We start from the raw sequence: 20,839 nt of genomic DNA, 5'->3' as shown, positions 1-20,839 counted from the left end.
GTCGCGATCGACCGCGCGACAAAGCCGCCGCGCGCCGATGACGCATATAGAGACGTTCGCGCGCGGCGAAATGCGCCGCCAGATGCGCCGCCATGCGTGAAATCCCATGCGTTTCGACGCCCATAGTGAGTCTTTCGCGCAACACCTGCGGGGAATGAGCGGCATTACCTTGTGGGGAACGCTGTTTCGCTTGCCAGGGACTCTTGCGCGTGATTCAACTGGTAGGGTAGCGTTCGCGTCATCGCCCACGACATCTCGTGTGGCGCCTTCATTCGAGTGTGTGCGCGTCTTGTCGACTCCGGCGTCGCCGGTTGCGCGAGCGTTCGCCGATTCTCTCGGCTGAAGCCGGCTTAATCGAGGAGGACCTTAATGTCCTGGACCGACGAGCGCGTCGAGATGCTACGCAAGCTCTGGAACGACGGCCTCAGCGCCAGTCAGGTGGCTGCCGAGATCGGCGCAGGCATCACGCGCAACGCCGTTATTGGTAAGATTCATCGTCTCGGACTCGCACAGCGCGCCAAGACGCCCATAGCGGCGCGTCCGCGCGTCGCGAAACCACAACGCCCGCAGGCCGCTGCGCCGCGCGTGCATCACGGACATGCGCCCGCTGTCGTCGGCAATGTCGCGTTGGCATTCGCGCCGCGCGCGCTGGTGATGCCGGACGCCCGCCCGCAAGAGGAAGTCGTCATTCCAATGTCCGAACGCGTCACGCTGATGGAGCTCAGAGAGTCGATGTGCCGTTGGCCGATCGGCGATCCGACATCGGCCGAGTTTCGCTTCTGCGGCGCGCGCTCGCCGGGCGGCGGCGGCAGCCCTTATTGCGGCTATCATTCGCAGATCGCCTATCAGCCTGTGCAGGATCGTCGCCGCGCGCGCGATCAGCTTCGCTCCGCCGCGCGTCTCGCCTGAGACGCGTTCGTCTCGGGCGCCGAGCGTCCCGAGATCATTACGGCGAGCTTACTCCGCGTTCCAGAAATAGTGCCAGACGCCATCCGCGCCGACGCCGATCCGCATCACTTTCGGGCGGCCGTCGGCATTGGATGCGGCGAGATCGGCGAAGCGCATGCAGGCCCAGAGCGCGCGCGTCTCTTCCTCGCTCGCCGGCGGCGCGGGACGTCGCGCGAAAGCCGGCCATTCATAGCTCTCGAACGGCCCGCGCGTGATGCGCAGGAAGGGCTGCGACAAAACGGCGCGCGCGAGCGAGAGCATCTCGCGTCCCGCGCGATCGAATGAGAGCGATTTCAAGGTCTCGATCGGATCGGCGCCCGCCGGTCGCCGCGCGCCGCGCTCGAACAAGGGGCGCACCTCGTTCCAGTCGATCGGAATGCGCAGCGCTTCTATGTCGCCCGTCTCGCAAGCGGCGAGGATCTTCTCGCGCAGCGCGCGCACCGGCGCAGGCAGAGCGGCGAGATCGCGCAGCGGCTCGGAGATCGTCTCGACCGCTGGTTTTATCGGCTTTTTCACGCGCGTAAGCGGAAAAGCGCGCTCAATGGCGCAGGCCGCTCGAGAATTCGCCGTCGCGCAAGCGCCGCGGCAGACGCTCCACGAAAGCCGCGACCTCCTCCTCGCCATAAGTGGCGACGAGCTCGTGCAGCGCCGCCGAGAGCGCGACATGGGCGAAGGAATCCCCTTCGATTCCAGCGAGCGCGGCTTCCGCGAAAGCCTCGGCGAGATAAGCGAGCGCGACTCGCCGCTGCTCGGAGCCGGCGGCGTCGTCCAATGTGGAGGAAGGAAAGCCCGTCATGCGATCACTCTAATCAACGGCGGCGCGCCGCGCGAGACGGGTCCTTGCCGGAGGGTTAACGCACATCCGCGTTTGCGACGTCAGGAATTCCCGTAACGATACGCGATGTCGTGCGCGATGCGGCCGCCTTCGTCGAGATAGCGCGAGATGGCCAGGCGCGCATTGGGCGTGCAGGAGCGATAGGTGGTCTCATAGCCGCGAAAGCCGCGGTTGAATGCGCCCGTCAGCTTCAGCCGGCGCTGGCCCGTCTTGGCCTCCGCCTCCAGCAGCGAGCTCATTTTGGCGCGCCAATCCTCGCCATCCTCGGAGCCGCAGAGATCGCGCAGATAGGAGAGCGCGCCGAGTATCTCGGAGAGTCGGAGCAATTGCGGCTCATAGGGCGGCGGCGGCCCTTCGGCGGCGGGCTGCTGCGCGGCGCCGTTGGGCTGCGCCTGCTGCTTGCCTCCCGGCGGCGTTTTCGCGGCGTTCTTCTTCTTCGGCTTGGCCTTGCCCTGCTGCGGCGCCCGCTCGATCACGCGCGGCGCCGAATGCTGCTGGCCCCAGCCGAACAGATTCTGCAGAAAATCCTGCGCGCGCGCCGGCTGCGCGAACAAGGCGCAAGAAAGCGCGAGGGCGCCGGCGAGCCCGATGGCTCGCGGTCCAGAGCGCGGCCAGGACCGCGAGCCTTCAGGCTCGCTCTTCGTCGCGATTGTTCTGTTTGACGAGAATGGCATCGCTTCGCCGCTTTCTTTCGAGCTTCGACGTATCTCCCTCTCCCCGCGCGCGGGGAGAGGGTCGGGGTGAGGGGCTCGGGGCGTTGGCCACAGACGGGAAACGCCCCGAGCCCCTCATCGGCGCCTTCTCCCCGCATGTGGGGAGAAGGCGCCGACGCCTCGCGAACGCGTCAAGGATAGAGCCGCGCCTTGGTCCAGCCCGCGCCCTCGCGGGAAAATTGCACGCGATCATGCAGGCGGAAGGGCCGATCCGCCCAGAACTCGATCGCGACCGGAAGGATCCGATAGCCGCGCCAATGCGGCGGCCGCGGCACCTCGCCGAGCCCGAAGCGCGCGGCCTGATAAGCGACCGCTTTCTCGAGCGCGAATCGGCTCTCCAGCGGTTGCGACTGGCGGCTCGCCCAGGCGCCGATGCGGCTGTCGCGCGGGCGGCTGGCGAAATAAGCGTCGGCCTCGGCGTCCGATACGGGCTCCACCGGACCGCGCAGCCGCACCTGGCGGCGCAGCGATTTCCAGTGGAAAAGCGCCGCCGCCTTCATCGTGGCCGCGAGCTCGCGGCCCTTGGCGCTCTCGGCGTTGGTATAGAAGGTGAAGCCGGATTCGCCCCAATCCTTCATCAAAACCATGCGGGAATCCGGCAAGCCGGTTTCGTCCACGGTGGAGAGCGCCATCGCTTCGGGAACGTCGGGCTCGCTCGTCCTCGCCTCCTCGAACCACTCGCCGAATAATGCGTAAGGTTCGGAGGCCTCGCAGAAGTCACTCTGTTTTAACCCCTTCACGGGAAAATCCTCAGCTGCCGCCGAAGCGATGGCGGTGGTCCTGGTGGTAAGGCAGCGCATTGCACGACCTGCGAGACACACATAACGCCGCCGTGGCCGCTTCTCAAATCGGTCTCGCCGCCGCACGTCTGCTCGCGGCCGCCCTCGCGGCGGCGGCGCTCGGCGGCTGCTCTTTCGCCATTCCCGGCGGCGAGCCGGCCCCGGCCTGGAAAAATGTCAGCGACGATGTGACCGGCTCCATTCCGCATAAGACCACGCCGACGCTCTCCCACTCGCTCGACCAGGAGGACTGGCGGCGCGCCAATGCGGCCCTCGGCGTCGCGCTCGATCCTCAGGGCGCCGGCGCGACGGTCAATTGGGACAATCCCGAAAGCCATGCGCGCGGCTCCTTCACGCCGGTCGGCCAGCCCTATCCTTCGGAGGGCAAGGTCTGCCGCGCCTTTCTGGCGGAAGTCGGGACGAAAGAGAGCCACGAGCAATTGCAGGGCACGGCCTGCCGCGACAAATCCGCCGATTGGGCGCTGATCGATGTGCGGCCCTGGCGCAAGGCCTGAGAAATCCGGCCTGAAAAATCAGCGGTCTCGTCCTCCGACCTTCGCCGCATCCTTGCGCGCGGCCGCCTCTTCTCCCAAATAGACATGTCAGACATGAGCGTCCGCGCCGCATGAGGCGGGCGCCACTATGGGCTTTTGAAGAAAATGCGCGATCCATATGATGTCCTGGGCGTCGCCAAGACGGCGAGCGCCGCCGAGATCAAGAAGGCGTTTCGCAATCTCGCGAAAAAATACCACCCGGATCAGAACAAGAACGACCCCAAGGCCAAGGAGAAATTCGCCGAGGCCAATTCCGCCTATGAGATTCTCGGCGACGAGAAGAAAAAGGCGCAATTCGACCGCGGCGAGATCGACGCCGAGGGCAAGCCGCGCTTCACCGGCTTCGAGGGATTCGGCGCGGGACCGGGCGGCGGCTATCGCGGACAGCGCGGCCCTGGCGGTGCCGAGCATTTCGAGTTCCATTTCGGCGGCGACGCTCCGGGCGGCGGCGGCCGCGCCGGCTTCGACCCTTCTGATCTTTTCGCCGATCTCTTCGGCGCCGGGGCGGGCGGACGCCGCGGAGCCCGCGCGCCGCGCCGCGGCGAGGATGTGGCGCTGCAAGTGACCATCTCGCTGGCCGAGGCGGTGACGGGCGGCAGCACGCGCGTCTTTCTGCCCACCGGCCGCACGCTCGATGTGAATATTCCGATCGGCATAGAGGACGGCAAGCAGATCCGCCTGCGCGGCCAGGGCCACGCCGCCCCACCCGGCGGCGAGCCCGGCGACGCCATCGTCACCATCCATGTCGCGCCGGACCCGCTGTTCGCCATCTCCGGCCGCGATCTGAAGCTCGATCTGCCGATCGCCTTCTACGAGGCGGTTCTGGGCGCCAAGGTCGCGGCGCCGACGCTCTCCGGCAAGGTGGAGCTGACCATCCCCGCCGGCTCCAACGGCGGCCGCGTGCTGCGCCTGCGCGGCAAGGGACTGCCCGCCGCGGAGGGCAAGCCGGCTGGCGATCTCTATGTGACGCTGCGCGTGCTGTTGCCCGAAGGCGCCGACGCCGAGCTCGAGGCCTTCGCTCAAAAATGCCGCACGGCCAAGCCCTACGATCCGCGCAAGGGAATGTGAGACGGGCGCGTCGCCTTCTCCGCCGGCAGGAGAAGGCGGAACCCCAGAAACGGCTTCGTGACCGGCTGCCCGCTCCCTTATGCTGAAGCCCGAATCGGTGACGGGAAAGGACGGCGATGTCGGGGGCTGCGGCGTTTCAGTGGGGCGAGTATCGTGAGGCGCTGCTGTTTCTGGGCACGGCGGGAGTCGTCGCGCCTTTGTTTCATCGGCTGCGCATCAGCCCCATTCTCGGCTTTCTGCTCGCCGGCGCGGCGCTCGGCCCTTTCGGCCTCGGCAAGCTCGCCGAACGCCATGCGCTTCTCTCGGCGATCGCGCTGAGCGATCTCGAGGGCGTCGCCAAGATCGCCGAATTCGGCCTCGTCTTCCTCTTGTTCATGATCGGCCTCGAGCTCTCCTGGGAGCGCCTCGCGCGCATGCGCACGCTCGTCTTCGGGCTCGGCCTCTCGCAGGTTCTGCTCTGCGGCGGGGCGCTGACGGCGGCGGGCGTGTTCTGGGCCGGGCTCGGCCCCGCGCCGGCGGCGCTGCTCGGCGCGGCGCTCGCAATGTCCTCCACGGCGATCGTCATTCCGCTGCTCGCCGAGCGCCGGCGCCTCAATCGCGCCGCCGGCCGCGCCGCCTTCTCGGTGCTGCTGCTGCAGGATCTGATGGTGGCGCCGCTGCTCTTCCTCATCTCCTTCCTCTCCGATCCGCAAGTGGAGAGCGAAGGGCTGAAAGCGCTGCTCGCCTTTCTGCCGGCGCTCGCCGCCATGGGCGCGCTGATCATCGCCGGCCGGCTGCTGCTGCGGCCGCTGTTCCATCTGGTGGCGGCGGCGCAATCGATCGAGCTGTTCACCGCGGCGAGCCTGCTGGTCATTATCGGCGCCGGGGTCGCCAGCGCGGCGGCGGGATTTTCCATGGGGCTCGGCGCCTTCATCGCCGGCCTGCTGCTCGCCGAGACCGAATTTCGCCGCGAGATCGAGGTGACGATCGAGCCGTTCAAGGGCCTGCTGCTCGGCCTCTTCTTCGTGTCGGTGGGCGCCGGGCTCGATTTCGACCGCGTGATCGAGGATCTGCGTCAGGTGCTGGTCATCGCCATCGGCCTCATCGTGACCAAGACCCTCATCGTCTTCCTGCTCGGCCGCACCTTTCGCCTGCGTCCGCGCATAGCGGCGGAAGTGGCGCTGCTGCTCGCGCCCGGCGGCGAGTTCGCCTTCATTCTCGTCGGCGCCGCCATCGCCTCCGGCGTGCTGCCGAAAAATCTCGGCGCCGACGCCATGCTGGCGGTGACGCTCGGCCTGTTCGCGCTGCCGGCGCTGGCGCGGCTGGGCGAATGGGTCAACCCAGGCCGCCGGTTGCAGGACGACGAGGCCGAGTTCGGCCATCTCGCGCCGGAAGGCGAGATCGCCGCCGGCCGCGTCGTCATCGTCGGCTATGGGCGCGTCGGCGCGCTCATCGGCGACATGCTGAGCCGTCACGAGATTCCCTTCGTCGCCGTCGACAATGACGTGAAGCTCGTCGCGCAGACGCGTGACAAGGGCGTCGATATTTATTGGGGCAATTGCATGCGGCGCGAGTTTTTGATGCGCCTCGGCGTCGCCCAGGCGCGCGCGCTGGTGGTGACGGTGGAGAATCCGCAAGCGGCGCAGGAGATCGTGCGCCTCGCGCATCAGCAGCGCGCCGATATGACCATTGTCGCGCGCGCCCGCGACGCCTGGCACGCCACGCATCTCTACGAGCTCGGCGCCAGCGACGCGATACCAGAGACGATCGAGTCGAGCCTGCAGCTCGCCGAGACGGTGCTCGTCGATGTCGGCGTGCCCATGGGCTATGTGATCGCTTCCATCCATGAGAAGCGCGACGAATATCGCAAGCTGCTGCAGCCGACCGGCGAGGCGGCGCGCCAACGCGCCGCGCGCGCCTCGACGCGGTTGCGCGAGCTGAAGAAAAGGCGCGCGCGGCCGGCGCCGGAGGCGGAAGCCGAGGGGGAAGGTTAGGCGAGCCGTTTCAGGCTTCCGCGACCGCGCGCAAAAACGCTTCGGCGGCGATGACGCTCTCGCCATCGAGCGCCCTTGTGACGGCGAGGCGCCGCAGCGCGGCGTCGCTCGCCACCGCGCGCGGAGGGAGACGGCGGCGTTTCGCAATATCCAGCCGCAAAAGCAGCAAACGCCGATAGAGCCGCTCTTCGGCGACGCTGAGCGGCTCCTCCTTCGGCTCCAATGAAACGCTCGGCTCCAATGAAACGCTCGCCGCCGCCGCTGGTGTCGGCGTCTCCTCCGGCTCGTCGAGCCTCTCGGCGCCGGCGCCGGCGAAGCGGGCGAGAACGGCCACGCGCCAGCCGAGCGCGACGAGGCCCGCGCGGCGCGGCAGCGCCATCAGGCCGCCGCGGCAATTGTCGCAGCGCCCGCAGCGGCCGCTCTCCTCGCCGAAAGCGGCGAGCAGCGTCTGGAAGCGGCAGGCGGGGGTGAGGCAGAGGCGCGCCATGGCGCGTCGCCGCTCCGTCTCGCCGAGCGCGACCGGATCGTCCGCCGGCGGCGCGAAGCCGAAGCGGCCGGCGAGCTCGCGCGGATCGAAGAGGGCGAGCGCATCGGCCGGCAGTCCGTCGCGGCCGGCGCGGCCGATCTCCTGATAATAGGCCTCGATCGAATCGGGCGGATCGGCGTGGACGACGAAGCGCACGTCCTTTTTGTCGACGCCCATGCCGAAGGCGATGGTCGCGATCATCGCCACGCCGGCGCGTTCGAAGAAAGCGTCCTGATGGGCCGCGCGCGTCGCCGCATCGAGGCCGGCGTGATAGGCGAGCGCGTCGAAGCCGAGCCCGCGCAGCGTGGCCGCCATAGCGTCGGCCTTACGGCGCGAATTCACATAGACGACGCCGCTCTCTCCCTCCCGCCGGCGCAGGAAGCGCGTCAGCCGCCCCGCCGCATCGCCGCGGGGACGGAAAGAAAGGCGCAGATTGGGCCGCGCGAAGGAGGAGACGAAAACCTCCGGCGCGCGCGTGAACAGGCTGGCGATGATGTCGGCGCGCGTGCGCGGGCCGGCCGTCGCCGTCACCGCCAGCACCGGCGCGCCGAGCCGCGCGGCGATCTCCCCCAGCCGGGCGTAATCCGGGCGAAACTCATGCCCCCAATGGGAGACGCAATGCGCCTCGTCCACGGCGAGCAGCGCCACGCCGGCGGCGCGCAATAGCGCGATGGTTCCGTCTCCGGCGAGGCGTTCCGGCGCGAGATAGACGAGCTTCGCGCGCCGGTCCGCTATGGCGGCGAGCGCCGCGCCATGCTCCTCTTCGCTCTGGCCCGAATGGAGCGCGACGGCGGCGACGCCCGAGCGCGCGAGGCCGCGCAATTGATCGCGCATCAGCGAAATGAGCGGCGAGACGACCACCACCGGCGCGACGCCCATGGCGGCGGGCAATTGGTAGAGCAGGGATTTGCCGGCCCCGGTGGGCATCACCGCGAGCGCGTCGCGCCCCTCGAGCAGAGCCGCGACCACGGCCGCCTGTCCCGGCAGAAAATCCTCATGCCCGAAGCGCGTGCGCAGGATGCGCCGCGCCTCTTCCATATCGGCGGGCGAGCGGCGCAATGGCTCAGAAGGATGCGGCGCGCGGGACGAGCACGGATATGCGCACCAGCTCGGACAGGCTCTTGACCTGCATCTTCACCATCAGCCGGGCGCGATGCGCCTCCACTGTGCGGACGCTGATGCCGAGCTCATGGGCGATGATCTTGTTGGGGCGTCCTTCGAGCACGCCGACCAGCACCTCGCGCTCTCGCGCCGTGAGGCTGGCCAGACGGTCGCGCGCTATCGCCGCCTCCGAGCTATGGCCATCGCCCGCGCCGCGAAGACCGAGCGCCTGGCGGACAGAGCGGAGCAGCGTCTCCTCGCCGAAGGGCTTTTCGAGAAGATCGACGGCGCCGGATTTCATCGCTTGAACCGCGAGCGACACATCGGCATGGGCGGTGATGACGATCACCGGCAAATCGAGCCCGCGCGCTTTGATCTCGGCGAGCAGCTCCAGGCCGCTCTCGCCCGGCATGCGCACATCGGTGACGACGCAGCCGCCGTCGCCGGGGCCGAGGCTGGCGAAAAACTCGCGCGCCGAGGCATGGGCGCGAACGTCGAAAGCCTCCATCTTCAGGAGGAGCCTCAGCGAGTCGCGGACGGCGGCGTCATCGTCGATGACATGAACGACCGGAGTATGGGCGAGGGCGCTCATTCGAGCGCTCCGCCGAGCCGAGGCTCCAGGGCGTGCTCGTCAGAAAAGCCGAAATCGAAATAGTCTACCGATTGCATAGAGAAGCGGGTCCGACCACCCGAGCGTTTTGCGCCTCGACAGGCGCGTCGGGCCGGGATGATCCTATGCTGCGCGTCGATTGGCAATAGCCCGCGTGACGCCCACGTGACCTCCGGCGAATGAGGCGTTCCGCTTCGGCGCCGTTCCAGAGTCCTTCCGGCTCGTTCGAATGGGAAGGACTCTGGACGCTATTGCTCTGCGCTGCGCGAGCCGGCTCCCGCTCGGCGCGAAAAAACTCTAACGTTCGCCGCGCAGATAGGACGCCCGCGCGCCGAAGCGCGCGATGATCGGATCGCCGCCACAATGGGACTCCGGCGGCTCGCCGCGCGCGGCGCGCCGCTCGGTCCGGCGCCCCTCGCGAAAGAAGGACAGCACCACGCCCGGCTCGCGCAGAGGCGCGCCCTTGGCCCCACCGCGGCGGGCGTCGAAATAATGGCCGAGCAGCGCGGTCTCGAAAGCCGCCTCGCTCTCGGCGTGATGCGGACGTTGGGCGCGGCCCGCCTGTGGATGGGCGGTGAGCAGCAGGCGCAGCACGATCAGCAGATCGGCGGCGCGGCCCGTCACGCCGAGATCGAGAAAGCCGCGCAGATCGGCGACAATCATCTCGCGCACTGCCTCGAGCCCACGATGGCCGTTGAGGAGATAGCTCTCGAGCAGCGCGTCATGCTCGCAAGAGGGGATGGCGCCGAGAACCAGCTCGTTGGAGGCCAGGCCCGCCTGGGCCGCGCATTGCGACACGGTGATCATGAGAAGCTCCTTACGCGTTACGCAAACTCGTTACAGTTCGATTGAAGGGCGATCAGCAGGCGGCAAATGGGCCGCGGCTGTCGGCGAATGGGCAAAGCGGCTCGGCAAAGACGAGAAGCCGAAAGAAACGCTTCAAATTGATCGATTGCGTGCGGAGATCAAATTGATCCATGGATGTCATCAGCGCCAATTCTCCCTGGGCGGCGAGATTGCAGCGGGCCGCGCTGATCCGTCAATACTTGTTGGCGGCCAATTCCAAAATTAGGACATGTACTTATGCGACGCATCGGCGCCGCGGGTCGTCGCAAAAATCGTTCTATATCAATATATTATGATATAAGCCGGCATGGGGTTGGACGCGGGATTTTTACGATCGTCTGTGAAAGAATAGAAAATTCTATTCATTTATCGAGCGAATATACTACAAATATATTCAAATTCTATGCGTTTTGCCCGACGATACAGCGAAGGCGCCGCCTCGCTCTTTCACGCGGCGCGGCTAAGATCGGCGATCACCGCGCCGAGAAAGCGCGCGGCCTCGCCGCCGGTGACGACCCGATGGTCGAAGGTGAGGCTCAGCGGCAGCATGCGCCGCGCGACGGGACGGCCTTCGTCATCGGCGACGATCGCGCGGCGGATGCGCCCGGCGCCGAGAATGGCGACGGTCGGCGGCAGCACGATCGGCGCGGCGTAGCGCCCGGCGATCATGCCGAAATTGGAGAGAGTGATGGTGGCGCCGCGCAATTCCTCCGGCGGAATGCGCCGCGCCTCTATATCGGCGCGCATTTTGTTCAGACCGGCGCGCAGATCGGAAGGATCGCGCTGGGCGACATTGCGCAGCACGGGCACGAATAATCCGCCTTCCGCCGAATCGACGGCGATGCCGAGATCGATGGCGGTGAGCACGCGTCGCGCCAGCGCATGGGATTCGAACCAGGCGTTGAGCCCCGGCTCGACGCGGCAGCCGGCGACGAGCGCGCGAATGAGCCGCAATGTCGTATCTTCGCCCTGCGGCCAAGCGTCTATGTCAGCGTCGTCCACCACTGTCGCCGCCGCCACCTCGGCTTGCGCCAACGCCATATTCTGCGCCATGGAGCGACGAAAGCCGCGCAGAGGCTCGGGCGGCGCCGTCTCCGCCAATATGCGCGCCACGCGCTGCACATCGCTCGCGGTGATGACGCCATCGGCGCCGGAAGGCGTCACCATCGCGAGATCGACATCGAGCCGCCGCGCCAGCGCGCGCACTGCCGGCGTCGCGCGAAGGCCGGCGCCATTGCGCCCGAGCGGCGCCGCGCCTTCCTGCAGCACGCGGCCGCTCGTCTCCATCGCGCCGACGACGGTTCCCTTGTCCTCTCGCGTCGCGAGAGGCGCCGCTTCCGCATCGCCCGCAAAGGCGATGAGCGGGCCGCCGATGCGGATGATCTCGCCCGCCTGCGCGAACAGCTTTTCGATGCGCCCGGCTTGCGGCGAAGGAATCTCGACGACCGCCTTCGCCGTCTCCACGGAGACGAGCGGCTGATCGATCGCGACCTCCTCGCCGGGCGCGACATGCCATTGCACCAGCTCGGCCTCTTGCAGTCCCTCGCCGAGATCGGGAAGCTTGAAGACGCTCATGCCGCCTCCATCGTTTTGCGCACGGCGTCGGCGATGCGCGCGACGCTCGGCAAATATTGTCCCTCGAGCCGCGCCAGCGGCATCACGACGTCATAGCCTGTGACGCGCCGCACCGGCGCTTGCAGAAAATACAGCCCGCGCTCGGCGATGACGGCGGCGATCTCCGCGCCGAAGCCCGCGGTGCGCGCGGCCTCCTGCACGATGATGCAGCGGCCGGTCTTCTCCACCGAGCGCAAAATGGTCTCGGCGTCGAGCGGCTTCAGCGTCGCAATGTCGATGACCTCGCAATCGACGCCTTCGCTCGCGAGGCTGTCGGCGGCGGCGAGCGCCTCGTGCAGCATGCCGCCCCAGGCGACGAGGGTGACGTCGCGCCCCTCGCGCGAGACGAAGCATGTGTCGAGCGGCAGGCTCTCGCCATCGTCGATTACCTCTTGCTTGAACAGACGATAGAGCCGCGTCGGCTCGAGGAAGACGACCGGATCGGGATCGCGAATGGCGGCGAGCAGCAGGCCATAGGCGCGCGCGGGCGAAGACGGAATGACGACGCGCAGGCCGGGCGTATGCGCGAGCATGGCCTCGGGGCTTTCCGAATGATGCTCCGGCGCATGAATGCCGCCGCCATTGGGCGCGCGCAAGACCATGGGACAGCTGAGCCGCCCGCGCGTGCGATTGCGCAGACGCGAGGCGTGATTGATGAGCTGATCCAGCGCCGGATAGATGAAGCCGCTGAACTGAATCTCCATCACTGGCTTCAGCCCCATCGCCGCCATGCCGACGGCGACGCCGGCGATGGCCGCCTCGGCGAGCGGCGTATCGAGAACGCGCGCCGAGCCGAAGCGCTGCTGCAAGCCGAGCGTCGCGCGAAACACGCCGCCATTGACGCCGATATCCTCGCCGAGAAGCAGCACGGCGGGATCTCGCTCGAGCGCATGCGCGAGCGCGCGATTGACGGCCTCGACGAGAGTGAGCTCAGCCATGGCCGCCATCCTCCGGCGCGAAGCGCCGCGCCTCCTCATATTGATCGCGCATCGACTCCGGCAGCTGCGCGAAGAGATGATCGAACATTGCCGAGAACGCCTGCGGCGGCGTCGCGAGATAGGCGGCGACAGCGCGCTCCACCTCATCGGCGCAATCCTTCGCGAATGCCTTCTCCTGCTCGTCGCTCCACAATCCATGCGCGATGAGATATTTGCGCAGTCGACCGATCGGCTCCTTCTCCGCCTCACGCCGTACGACCTCGACGTCGCGATAGCGCGACGCGTCATCGGCGGTCGTATGGTCGCCGAGCCTATAGCTCAGCGCCTCTATGAGCGTCGGTCCGCCGCCGTCGCGCGCTTTCTCGATCGCCGCATGCGCGACATGGCGCATGGCGATCACATCATTGCCATCGACCTGACGTCCTTCGACGCCGGCGGCGACGGCCTTTTGCGCGAGAGTCGCCGTCGCCGATTCCATTTCGCGCGGTGTCGAGATCGCCCATTGATTATTATTGATGACGACAACGAGCGGAACGCGCCAGACGGCGGCCATGTTCAAGGCCGAATAGAAATCCCCTGTCGAGGCGCCGCCATCGCCGAGGATCGTCACCGCGACGCGCTTCTCATTACGCAGCTTGAAGGCGTAAGCGGCGCCGGCCGCATGCGCCACCTGCGTGCCGACGGGAACGCAAATGGGAAAGTCGCTTCGAGGCACAGCGTAATCGCTGCCGCGCTCGTCGCCGCCCCAATAGACGAGATTTTCCACCATCGTCATGCCGCGCAGCAATTGCGCGCCATGATCGCGATAGGATGGTGCGAGCACATCCTCGCTGCGCATGGCCGCGCCTATGCCGACGCCGATCGCCTCCTGCCCCAGAGCGGAGGCGAAAGTGCCGAGCTTGCCGGTGCGCTGCAGAGCGATCGCTTTTCCGTCATAAGCGCGCGTGCGCGTCATGGCGCGATAGAGGCCGAGCAAAAGCTCGGGGTCTATCGCTTCGCGCGGCGTCGCGCGGTCGAGCTCGCCCGACGCGGAGAGGAAACGAAGAAAGTCGATCTGGAAGGAGACGCCAATGGTCATCGGGCCTGCCTCGAGCTTCGTCAGAGTGACGTAAGGCGCCGCCTCGCGCTTTTCATCCGCCCTAGGGAATTTTTTGCTTCGAGAGCCGAAGAGCGCTTGATTCGCGCGCGCTCGCGCCCAGTTCATGATCCATGTCCGCGTCGTCCCTGTCCGCGTCGTTCAAATCAGACGCTTTCCCCTTCGTCGACGAATTCGGCCCGGCGAAGATCGTCTATGCGAGCACGCCGGGCGTCGGCCTCGAGGCGATCGTCGTCATCGACAATATTGCCGCCGGCCCCGCCATAGGCGGCGTGCGCATGGCGCCGGATGTCGGCGTCGAGGAATGCTTCCGCCTCGCGCGCGCGATGACGTTGAAGAACGCCGCCTGCGGCCTGCGCCATGGTGGCGGCAAATCCGTCATCTTCGGCGATCCTGCCATGCCGCGACAGGAGAAGGAGCAGCTCATCCGCGCCTTCGCCAAGGCGATCGAGCCTTTGACGGACTACATCCCCGGCCCGGACATGGGCACGAATGAAACATGCATGGCCTATGTGCATGACGAGATCGGCCGCGCCGTTGGATTGCCCGCCGAGCTCGGCGGCGTTCCGCTCGATGAGATCGGGGCGACAGGCTATGGCGTCGCAATAGCCGCCGAGGCCGCTGCGCCATCCGCCGGGCTGAAGCTCCAAGGCGCGCGCGTCGTCGTCGAAGGTTTCGGCGCCGTCGGACGACATGCCGCGCGATTCCTTTCGCGCAAAGGCGCGATATTGGTTGGCGCTTCCGATAGCCGCGGCGCGATCTATGACGCGGCGGGACTCGACATAGAAGCATTGGCGCAAATTCGCAGCGAAGGCCGCAGCGTCGCCAGCCATCCGCGCGGCGAAGCGCTGGCGCCCGATGCGCTGCTCGCCGCGCCTTGCGATATTTTCATCCCCGCCGCGCGGCCTGATGTGCTGCGCGCCGACAATGTCGGCGGCTTGCAATGCAAGCTCGTGGTGCAGGGCGCCAATATTCCCGCGACGGCCGAGGCGGAGCGCATCATGTTCGAGCGTGGAATCCTCAGTGCGCCGGACTTTATCGCCAATGCCGGAGGCGTGATTTGCGCATCGGTGGAATATGCCGGCGGCGACGAGAAGGCCGCCTTTGCGGCGATCGAAGAAAAAATCTCCCGCAACATGCGAGAGATCATCGCGCGCGCCTCCGCAATGCGCGTCTCGCTGCGCGACGCCGCCACCGCGCTGGTGCAGGAGCGTCTGCGTAAGATGATGGCGACGCAGCGCTGGCGCTAGAGTTCTATTCTATCGTGTCTTCACGCGAACCGGTTCCCACTTCGCTCGAAAACACTCTAATTCACGGTCTCTATCGCCACTGCCGCCGCCTCGCCGCCGCCGATGCAGAGCGCGGCGACGCCGCGTCGCAGCCCATATTTGCGCAGCGCCGCGAGCAGAGTGACGACGATGCGCGCGCCCGAGGCGCCGATCGGATGGCCGAGCGCGCAGGCGCCGCCATGCACATTCACTCTGTCGCGCGGTAGATCGAGCTCGCGCATCGCCGCCATGACGACGACGGCGAACGCCTCGTTGATCTCGAAGAGATCGACGCTCGACAGCGGCCAGCCCAGGCGCTCGGCGAGCTTGCGCATGGCCGAGATCGGCGCCGTCGGAAACAGATTGGGCGGCCCCGCATGCGTCGCATGCGCGCGAATGATTGCGAGCGGCGTGAGGCCGGCGCGCTCGGCGCGATCCCGCCGCATCAAGGTCAGCGCCGCGGCGCCGTCGGAAATGGCGCTAGAATTGGCCGCCGTCACCGTGCCGCCGTCACGAAACGCAGGCTTCAATTTCGCGATCGCCTCGATCTTCGCTTTCGCCGGCAATTCGTCACGCGCGATCGTCGTCGAGTCACGGCCCTGCGTTTCGAGCGGCGCGATCTCCCAATCGAAGTCGCCCTGCTGCGCCGCACGCCGCGCGCGCTCGAGCGAGAGCGTCGCATAATCATCCTGCATTTGCCGCGTGAATTGATGAGTCGTCGCGCAATCCTCGGCGAAATCGCCCATCAGCCGGCCCTTGTCATAGGCGTCCTCGAGCCCGTCGAGAAACATATGATCGACGAGCCTCTTATGGCCCATGCGATAGCCTTCGCGCGCGCGCTCCAGCAGATAGGGCGCATTGCTCATGCTCTCCATGCCGCCGGCGACGATGGCGTGCGAGCTGCCGGCGAGCAATTGATCATGCGCGAGCTGGATCGCCTTCATGCCAGAGCCGCACATTTTGTTGATCGTCACGCAGCCCGCGGCCTCCGGCAGACCGGCGGCGAGCGACGCCTGCCGCGCCGGCGCTTGGCCCAATCCCGCCGAGAGCACGCAGCCCATGAGCACATCGTCGATCTGATCTGTCGGCGCATCGGCGCGCGCCACCGCGGCGCGAATCGCCGCCGCGCCGAGCCCCGGCGCCGAAACACTCTTCAGCTCGCCGAGCATCGCCCCGATCGGCGTGCGCGCGGCGCCGATGATGACGACGGGATCGAATGTCTCGCTCATGTCCAGGCCCGAAATTCGAGGTCCAGCGCCGCGCCGCCGTCGAGCAGCGCTTTCACCGAAGCGTCGTCCACTTCCGCGAGCGTCGCCGGCGACCAATGCGGATCGCGATCCTTGTCGATGACGGCGGCGCGAATGCCCTCGTAGAGATCATGCGTCGAAAGAAGATTGCAAGCCGTGCGCAACTCCTGACGCAGGCAGGCCTCGAGACTTTCCGCATCGGCGGCGCGGCGCAGCAGCTGCAGCGTCACCTTCAGGCTTGTCGGCGAGCGCATGGCGAGCGTCGCCGCCGCCTCGCGCGCGAATTCCGAACCAACGGCCTCGAGCGCGGCGATGATGCGCTCGACGCTCGAATGCGCCATCACGCGCCGCAGCAAAGTCTCGTGCCGCGACAAAGCGCCGAGGCCGGATGATTTCGCGAAGCGCGCCAGCAGCGACCGCACCTCTTCCGCCTCGCCAATGTCGCATAGAAGGGCGAGCAGCTCGGGAAGCGAGGCCGAATCCACGAGCACATCGGCGAGCCCGGCGAAGATCGCGTCATGCGGACCGACCGTCGCGCCGGAAAGCGCCATGAAGCGTCCGACCCCGCCATTGCGCGTGAGCAGCCAGGAGCCGCCGACATCTGGAATAAAGCCGATTCCCGTCTCCGGCATAGCGAGGCGTGTGCGCTCGGTGACGATGCGCAAATTGCCATGCGCGGAAAGCCCAACGCCGCCGCCCATGACGATTCCGTCCATCACCGCGACATAGGGTTTCGGAAAGGCGGCGATGCGCGCGTTCAACCGATATTCCTCGCGCCAGAAAGTCTCATAGAGGCTGCGCTCGCCATTGCGCAGCTCATAGAGCGCGCGAATGTCGCCGCCGGCGCAAAAGCCGCGCTGACCTTCGCCCGTCACGACGACGGCGACGATCTCCCGATCGGCGCCGAAGCAGTCGAGCGCGCTGGAAAAATCGCGCACCATATCCAGCGTCAGGCTGTTCAGCGCCTTCGGCCGGTTCAAAGATAGGCGCCCGACATTGCGCGTGCGGGAGACGAGAATATCGCTCATGCGACGCGCCTTCTCTCTCGTTGGAGAAGCGATGCGCGCGCGGCGCGGCTCTGACTCTCGCGTCCCAGATTTTCGCAAATGAACGCTCCGGCCTCGATCAGCGCGGCGAGATCGACGCGCGTCTCGATTCCCGAACGCTGGAGCATATAGACGACATCCTCCGTTGCGACATTGCCGCTCGCGCCCGGCGCGAAGGGACAGCCGCCGAGGCCGGCGACGGATGCGTCGACGATGCCGACGCCCATCTCGACGCAAGCGAATATATTGGCGAGCGCCTGGCCATAGCTGTCATGAAAATGAACCGCGATCTGCGCCAATGGAATGTCGCGTCCGACCTGCTCCACGAGCCGCCGCGCCTGCAAAGGCGCGCCGACGCCGATCGTGTCGCCGAGCGAAATCTCGTGGCAGCCGAGCGCGGCTAGATCGCGGGCCAGCGTCGCGACGGCGCGTGGCGCGACATCGCCTTCATAGGGACAGCCGAGCGCGCAGGAAATATAGCCGCGCACCGCGAGCCCAGCGCCGACCGCGGCTTCGACAACAGGCGCATAACGCGTCAGGCTCTCCGTGATCGAGCAGCCGATATTTTCTTCGGAGAAGCTCTCGCTCGCCGCGGCGAAAATGGCGACGCCGCGCACGCCGCAAGCGAGCGCTTCCTCGAGCCCGCGCATGTTGGGAATGAGGACGGAGAGATGAACATGCGGCGGCAAACGAAGATGTGCGAGCACGCGCTTCGTATCCGCCATTTGCGGAACGCGCCTCGCCGAGACGAAGCTTCCCGCTTCTATGTCGCGCAGCCCCGCCGCGGCCAGCTTTTCGATCAGCGCGACCTTGGTCTCCACTGACACCATTGCGCTCTCGTTCTGCAGGCCGTCGCGCGGGCCGACCTCGACGATTCGCACGCGCTGCGGAATGCTCATCATGCCGCTTCTCCCTCGGCGAAGACGATCAGCCGCTCGCCCTGCCGCACCATATCGCCGATCGTCGTCCGAATCTCCGATATGCGTCCGTCTCGCGGCGCCGACAATGCGATTTCCATCTTCATGGCCTCGAGCATGACGAGCGGCGCGCCTTTCTTCACACTCTCGCCGACGCTGGCGAAGAGCCCGGTGACGCGGGCCGGCAACGGGGCTGCGAGCGCCGCCTCGTCTTCGCGCTCCGCGCGCGGCGGCGCGAGCGGATCGACGAGCGAAAGCTCGTGGTTGCGTCCATTCCATATGATGACGAAGCCATTCGCGCGCTCGACGATCGAAAGCTTTCGCGCGACACCGTCCACGCGTAGGCTCATGCGACCTGCGTCGCTCTCGAGCGCGACGCAATGCAGCGACTTCGGCGTTTGCAAGCGAAAGGCGCCCTTGGGCAGAGGCGCGAGCGTCAAGGGAATGTCGCGATCCTCGAGGCGGACGAGCAGCTTCTGCCGCGCCGCGCCATTGAGGCGCCAAGCGTCGCACGCGTTCCAAGGCGATTCCTCATTGCGCTCGGCGCGAAGACGGCGCAGCCAAGCGGCGGCGCCCGCAGCGAGCACGATCGTCTCGGCGTCCTCGTCCAGCGCTTCCGATCCCGCGAGGATAAGCTCGAGATGACGCGGAAGAAATCCCGTGTCGATCTCGCCCGCAGCATGCGCTTCGCTGTCGAGAATTGCGCGCAGCAAAAGCAGATTCGTCTCCACGCCGACGATCTCGCAATCGCGCAGCGCCGCGGCGAGCTTTGCGCGCGCGGTCTCTCGGTCTTCGCCATGCGCGACGATCTTGGCGAGCAGCGGATCGTAGAAAGGCGTTACCGCATCGCCTTCACGCACGCCGGTTTCGACACGAATAGCGCCATCCTCGCGCGGCGTGCGCCAGTGCTCGAGCCGGCCGACGCAAGGTAGAAAATCGCGCGCCGGCGCTTCCGCATAGAGCCGCGCTTCGATCGCATGTCCATGCGGCGTGATCTCCTCCTGCCGCGCTGGCAGCGGCTCGCCGGCGGCGATGCGCAGCTGCCATTCGACGAGATCGACGCCCGATATCATTTCGGTGATCGGATGCTCCACCTGGAGCCGCGTGTTCATCTCGAGAAAATAGAAGCTGTCGTCCGTCACGAGAAATTCCACGGTGCCAGCGCCGGAATAGGAGACCGCGCGCCCGGCGGCGAGCGCGGCCTCGCGCAAGGCGCACCTCAGCTCCGTCGAAAGGCCCGGTGCGGGCGTCTCCTCGATGATCTTCTGATGACGGCGCTGGATCGAGCAGTCACGTTCTGGGAAAGCGACGAGGGCGCCATGCGCGTCGCCGAAAATCTGCGCTTCTATATGCCGCGCGCCATCGAGCGCCTTCTCGATCAGCAGCGAATCGTCGCCGAATGCGGACGCCGCCTCGCGTCGCGCGCTTTCGATCGCGCCGCGCAGCTCGCCCTGCGTCGCAACGCGGCGCATGCCTTTGCCGCCGCCGCCCGCCGAAGCCTTGACGAGCACGGGAAAGCCGATGCGTATCGCCGCCGTGACGAGGCTCTCCATATCTTGTGCGCCGTGAAAGCCAGGCACGATCGGCACGCCGGCGCTCTCCATCAATGCGCGTGCGTGCGTCTTGGAGCCCATGAGACGCATGGCTTGCGGCGTCGGTCCGATGAAGACGAGGCCGGCCTGCGCGCAACGCTCGGCGAAATCCGCGTTCTCGGAGAGAAAGCCATAGCCGGGATGCACGGCTTGCGCGCCCGCGCGGCGCGCGACGGCGATGATCTTGTCGATTGCGAGATAGCTCTCACGCGCAGGCGCTGCGCCCAGCGGATAGGCTTCGTCGGCGAGCGCCACATGACGCGCATGCGCATCGACGTCGGAATAGACGGCGGCGGCGATGATGCTCATGCGCCGCGCCGTCGCGATCACGCGGCACGCGATCTCCCCGCGATTGGCGATGAGAATCTTACGAAACATCGTCGCGATCTCGTCTCCAATAGGGGGCGCGCTTCTCGAGGAAGGCCGCGAGACCCTCCTTTCCTTCCGCAGACGCGCGCCGTGCGGCGATCCGCTGCGCTGTCTCGCGCATCAGCGCTTCGTCGATTGGATGCTCGGCAAAGAGCGCCATGGAGGCTTTCGCCTCTGCTTGCGCGCCGGGCGCGCCGGCGAGCAGCGCGTCCACGATGCGCGCCAGCCGCGCGTCCAGCTCTGCCGCGGGAGCGATCTCGTGAACGAGGCCGAGCGCGCGCGCCTGCATCGCGGAGATCGTCTCGGCGCTGAGAAAATAGCGCCGCGCCTGGCGCGCGCCGATAGCGCGCTGAACATAAGGACCGATCACCGAGGGCGTGAGGCCGATCCTCGCCTCGCTCAAGCAGAAGCTCGCTGCATCGCTCGCGACGGCGATGTCGCAGCAGGCGACGAGGCCGACGCCGCCGCCATAGGCCGCGCCATGGACGCGCGCGAGCGTCGGCTTGGGCAGCGTGTCGAGCGCGCGCATCGCACGCGCGAGTAGAAGCGCATCCTCCTCATTGGCGCGTGGCGTGTCGGCGGCGACGCGCTTCATCCATTCTATGTCGCCGCCGGCGCAAAAGGCGGGGCCCTCGCCGGCGAGCAAGAGAATGCGCGTCTGCGAATCGTTCGCGGCGCTTTCCAGAGCCGCGATGAGCTCGACGACCATTGCTTGGTCCAGCGCATTGCGACGCTCCGGTCGCGCGAGCGTGAGAGTGGCCAAGCCGCTGGAATCGAGGGACGAGCGAATAAGGGACAT

20 protein-coding genes are annotated in these 20,839 nt (G+C 67.1%); 5 read left to right on the top strand and 15 right to left on the bottom strand.

Annotated elements, in window-relative coordinates:
• Positions 1-369: 369 nt before the first annotated feature.
• On the top strand, positions 370-909 hold the full coding sequence (locus METLW3_RS0118940) for a GcrA family cell cycle regulator (RefSeq protein ID WP_024881391.1): 540 nt from the start codon (positions 370-372) through the stop codon (positions 907-909).
• Positions 910-957: 48 nt separating this feature from the next.
• On the opposite strand, the gene METLW3_RS0118935 is transcribed toward METLW3_RS0118940, so the two are convergent.
• The 4 genes from METLW3_RS0118935 to pdxH form a co-directional block, all read right to left on the bottom strand.
• Entirely contained in the window at positions 958-1,464 is a 507-nt protein-coding gene (locus tag METLW3_RS0118935; protein WP_024881390.1) for a hypothetical protein, read from the bottom strand.
• A 22-nt stretch (positions 1,465-1,486) separates the two neighbouring features.
• Entirely contained in the window at positions 1,487-1,744 is a 258-nt protein-coding gene (locus tag METLW3_RS0118930; protein ID WP_024881389.1) for a hypothetical protein, read from the bottom strand.
• An 80-nt stretch (positions 1,745-1,824) separates the two neighbouring features.
• Entirely contained in the window at positions 1,825-2,337 is a 513-nt protein-coding gene (locus METLW3_RS0118925) for a TIGR02301 family protein (RefSeq protein ID WP_036309794.1), read from the bottom strand.
• Positions 2,338-2,627: 290 nt separating this feature from the next.
• Positions 2,628-3,236 (bottom strand): pyridoxamine 5'-phosphate oxidase, encoded by a 609-nt coding sequence (pdxH, locus tag METLW3_RS0118920; RefSeq protein WP_024881387.1) that lies wholly within the window; start codon positions 3,234-3,236, stop codon positions 2,628-2,630.
• A gap of 59 nt (positions 3,237-3,295) precedes the next feature.
• On the opposite strand from pdxH, the gene METLW3_RS0118915 reads away from it, so the two are divergent.
• The 3 genes from METLW3_RS0118915 (at position 3,296) to METLW3_RS0118905 (ending at position 6,870) form a co-directional block, all read left to right on the top strand.
• Positions 3,296-3,790 (top strand): RT0821/Lpp0805 family surface protein, encoded by a 495-nt coding sequence (locus METLW3_RS0118915; RefSeq protein WP_245267416.1) that lies wholly within the window; start codon positions 3,296-3,298, stop codon positions 3,788-3,790.
• 144 nt (positions 3,791-3,934) lie between these two features.
• A complete protein-coding gene (locus METLW3_RS0118910) occupies positions 3,935-4,897 on the top strand; it encodes a J domain-containing protein (protein WP_024881385.1) in 963 nt (320 codons plus the stop codon).
• Between the two features lie 116 nt (positions 4,898-5,013).
• Positions 5,014-6,870 (top strand): cation:proton antiporter, encoded by a 1,857-nt coding sequence (locus METLW3_RS0118905; protein ID WP_024881384.1) that lies wholly within the window; start codon positions 5,014-5,016, stop codon positions 6,868-6,870.
• A 10-nt stretch (positions 6,871-6,880) separates the two neighbouring features.
• Here the strand turns inward: METLW3_RS0118905 and METLW3_RS0118900 are convergent, their stop codons facing one another.
• The 6 genes from METLW3_RS0118900 to pdhA form a co-directional block, all read right to left on the bottom strand.
• The gene (locus METLW3_RS0118900) at positions 6,881-8,455 is read right to left on the bottom strand and encodes an ATP-dependent DNA helicase RecQ (RefSeq protein ID WP_051465460.1); all 1,575 of its coding nucleotides are present in this window, start codon (positions 8,453-8,455) and stop codon (positions 6,881-6,883) included.
• A 4-nt stretch (positions 8,456-8,459) separates the two neighbouring features.
• On the bottom strand, positions 8,460-9,089 hold the full coding sequence (locus tag METLW3_RS0118895) for a response regulator (protein ID WP_024881382.1): 630 nt from the start codon (positions 9,087-9,089) through the stop codon (positions 8,460-8,462).
• A gap of 315 nt (positions 9,090-9,404) precedes the next feature.
• A complete protein-coding gene (locus METLW3_RS28875) occupies positions 9,405-9,914 on the bottom strand; it encodes a hypothetical protein (protein ID WP_024881381.1) in 510 nt (169 codons plus the stop codon).
• Between the two features lie 486 nt (positions 9,915-10,400).
• Positions 10,401-11,528 carry a dihydrolipoamide acetyltransferase family protein gene (locus METLW3_RS0118875; protein WP_024881380.1) on the bottom strand — a complete coding sequence of 376 codons (1,128 nt, stop codon included), beginning with the start codon at positions 11,526-11,528 and terminating at the stop codon, positions 10,401-10,403.
• Positions 11,525-12,505: an alpha-ketoacid dehydrogenase subunit beta gene (locus METLW3_RS0118870; RefSeq protein ID WP_024881379.1), complete on the bottom strand. Its 981-nt coding sequence runs from the start codon at positions 12,503-12,505 to the stop codon at positions 11,525-11,527. Before METLW3_RS0118870 ends, METLW3_RS0118875 begins: the two co-directional genes overlap by 4 nt.
• Positions 12,498-13,583, bottom strand: coding sequence for a pyruvate dehydrogenase (acetyl-transferring) E1 component subunit alpha (gene pdhA, locus METLW3_RS0118865; protein ID WP_024881378.1), 1,086 nt, complete (start codon positions 13,581-13,583; stop codon positions 12,498-12,500). Before pdhA ends, METLW3_RS0118870 begins: the two co-directional genes overlap by 8 nt.
• Before the next feature lie 131 nt (positions 13,584-13,714).
• Between pdhA and METLW3_RS0118860 the strand changes: the two genes are divergently transcribed.
• Positions 13,715-14,851, top strand: coding sequence for a Glu/Leu/Phe/Val dehydrogenase (locus METLW3_RS0118860; RefSeq protein WP_051465459.1), 1,137 nt, complete (start codon positions 13,715-13,717; stop codon positions 14,849-14,851).
• 56 nt (positions 14,852-14,907) lie between these two features.
• Here the strand turns inward: METLW3_RS0118860 and METLW3_RS0118855 are convergent, their stop codons facing one another.
• The 5 genes from METLW3_RS0118855 to METLW3_RS0118835 are packed head-to-tail and all read right to left on the bottom strand — an operon-like array spanning position 14,908 to position 20,839.
• Positions 14,908-16,098 carry an acetyl-CoA C-acyltransferase gene (locus tag METLW3_RS0118855; RefSeq protein WP_024881376.1) on the bottom strand — a complete coding sequence of 397 codons (1,191 nt, stop codon included), beginning with the start codon at positions 16,096-16,098 and terminating at the stop codon, positions 14,908-14,910.
• Entirely contained in the window at positions 16,095-17,144 is a 1,050-nt protein-coding gene (locus METLW3_RS0118850) for an enoyl-CoA hydratase/isomerase family protein (protein WP_024881375.1), read from the bottom strand. Before METLW3_RS0118850 ends, METLW3_RS0118855 begins: the two co-directional genes overlap by 4 nt.
• Positions 17,141-18,061, bottom strand: a complete 921-nt coding sequence (locus METLW3_RS0118845) for a hydroxymethylglutaryl-CoA lyase (protein ID WP_024881374.1) — start codon at positions 18,059-18,061, stop codon at positions 17,141-17,143. The genes METLW3_RS0118850 and METLW3_RS0118845 overlap by 4 nt, the downstream gene beginning before the upstream one ends.
• Positions 18,061-20,049: a biotin carboxylase N-terminal domain-containing protein gene (locus METLW3_RS0118840; RefSeq protein WP_024881373.1), complete on the bottom strand. Its 1,989-nt coding sequence runs from the start codon at positions 20,047-20,049 to the stop codon at positions 18,061-18,063. Before METLW3_RS0118840 ends, METLW3_RS0118845 begins: the two co-directional genes overlap by 1 nt.
• Positions 20,039-20,839 carry an enoyl-CoA hydratase-related protein gene (locus tag METLW3_RS0118835; RefSeq protein ID WP_024881372.1) on the bottom strand — a complete coding sequence of 267 codons (801 nt, stop codon included), beginning with the start codon at positions 20,837-20,839 and terminating at the stop codon, positions 20,039-20,041. The genes METLW3_RS0118840 and METLW3_RS0118835 overlap by 11 nt, the downstream gene beginning before the upstream one ends.

It is taken from the genome of Methylosinus sp. LW3 (assembly GCF_000527115.1).
GTDB lineage: Bacteria > Pseudomonadota > Alphaproteobacteria > Rhizobiales > Beijerinckiaceae > Methylosinus.
This window is presented reverse-complemented; position numbering and strand designations above follow the sequence as displayed.

Bases quoted from the DNA above. Each gene is read 5' to 3' on its own strand.
- METLW3_RS0118850 (WP_024881375.1), bottom strand. From the start codon at position 17,144: ATGAGCGATATTCTCGTCTCCCGCACGCGCAATGTCGGGCGCCTATCT.
- METLW3_RS0118910 (WP_024881385.1), top strand. From the start codon at position 3,935: ATGCGCGATCCATATGATGTCCTGGGCGTCGCCAAGACGGCGAGCGCC.
- METLW3_RS0118860 (WP_051465459.1), top strand. From the start codon at position 13,715: ATGTCCGCGTCGTCCCTGTCCGCGTCGTTCAAATCAGACGCTTTCCCC.
- METLW3_RS0118855 (WP_024881376.1), bottom strand. From the start codon at position 16,098: ATGAGCGAGACATTCGATCCCGTCGTCATCATCGGCGCCGCGCGCACG.
- METLW3_RS0118940 (WP_024881391.1), top strand. From the start codon at position 370: ATGTCCTGGACCGACGAGCGCGTCGAGATGCTACGCAAGCTCTGGAAC.
- METLW3_RS0118870 (WP_024881379.1), bottom strand. From the start codon at position 12,505: ATGGCTGAGCTCACTCTCGTCGAGGCCGTCAATCGCGCGCTCGCGCAT.
- METLW3_RS28875 (WP_024881381.1), bottom strand. From the start codon at position 9,914: ATGATCACCGTGTCGCAATGCGCGGCCCAGGCGGGCCTGGCCTCCAAC.
- METLW3_RS0118930 (WP_024881389.1), bottom strand. From the start codon at position 1,744: ATGACGGGCTTTCCTTCCTCCACATTGGACGACGCCGCCGGCTCCGAG.
- METLW3_RS0118845 (WP_024881374.1), bottom strand. From the start codon at position 18,061: ATGAGCATTCCGCAGCGCGTGCGAATCGTCGAGGTCGGCCCGCGCGAC.
- METLW3_RS0118905 (WP_024881384.1), top strand. From the start codon at position 5,014: ATGTCGGGGGCTGCGGCGTTTCAGTGGGGCGAGTATCGTGAGGCGCTG.
- METLW3_RS0118875 (WP_024881380.1), bottom strand. From the start codon at position 11,528: ATGAGCGTCTTCAAGCTTCCCGATCTCGGCGAGGGACTGCAAGAGGCC.
- METLW3_RS0118840 (WP_024881373.1), bottom strand. From the start codon at position 20,049: ATGTTTCGTAAGATTCTCATCGCCAATCGCGGGGAGATCGCGTGCCGC.
- METLW3_RS0118835 (WP_024881372.1), bottom strand. From the start codon at position 20,839: ATGTCCCTTATTCGCTCGTCCCTCGATTCCAGCGGCTTGGCCACTCTC.
- pdhA (WP_024881378.1), bottom strand. From the start codon at position 13,583: ATGACCATTGGCGTCTCCTTCCAGATCGACTTTCTTCGTTTCCTCTCC.
- METLW3_RS0118895 (WP_024881382.1), bottom strand. From the start codon at position 9,089: ATGAGCGCCCTCGCCCATACTCCGGTCGTTCATGTCATCGACGATGAC.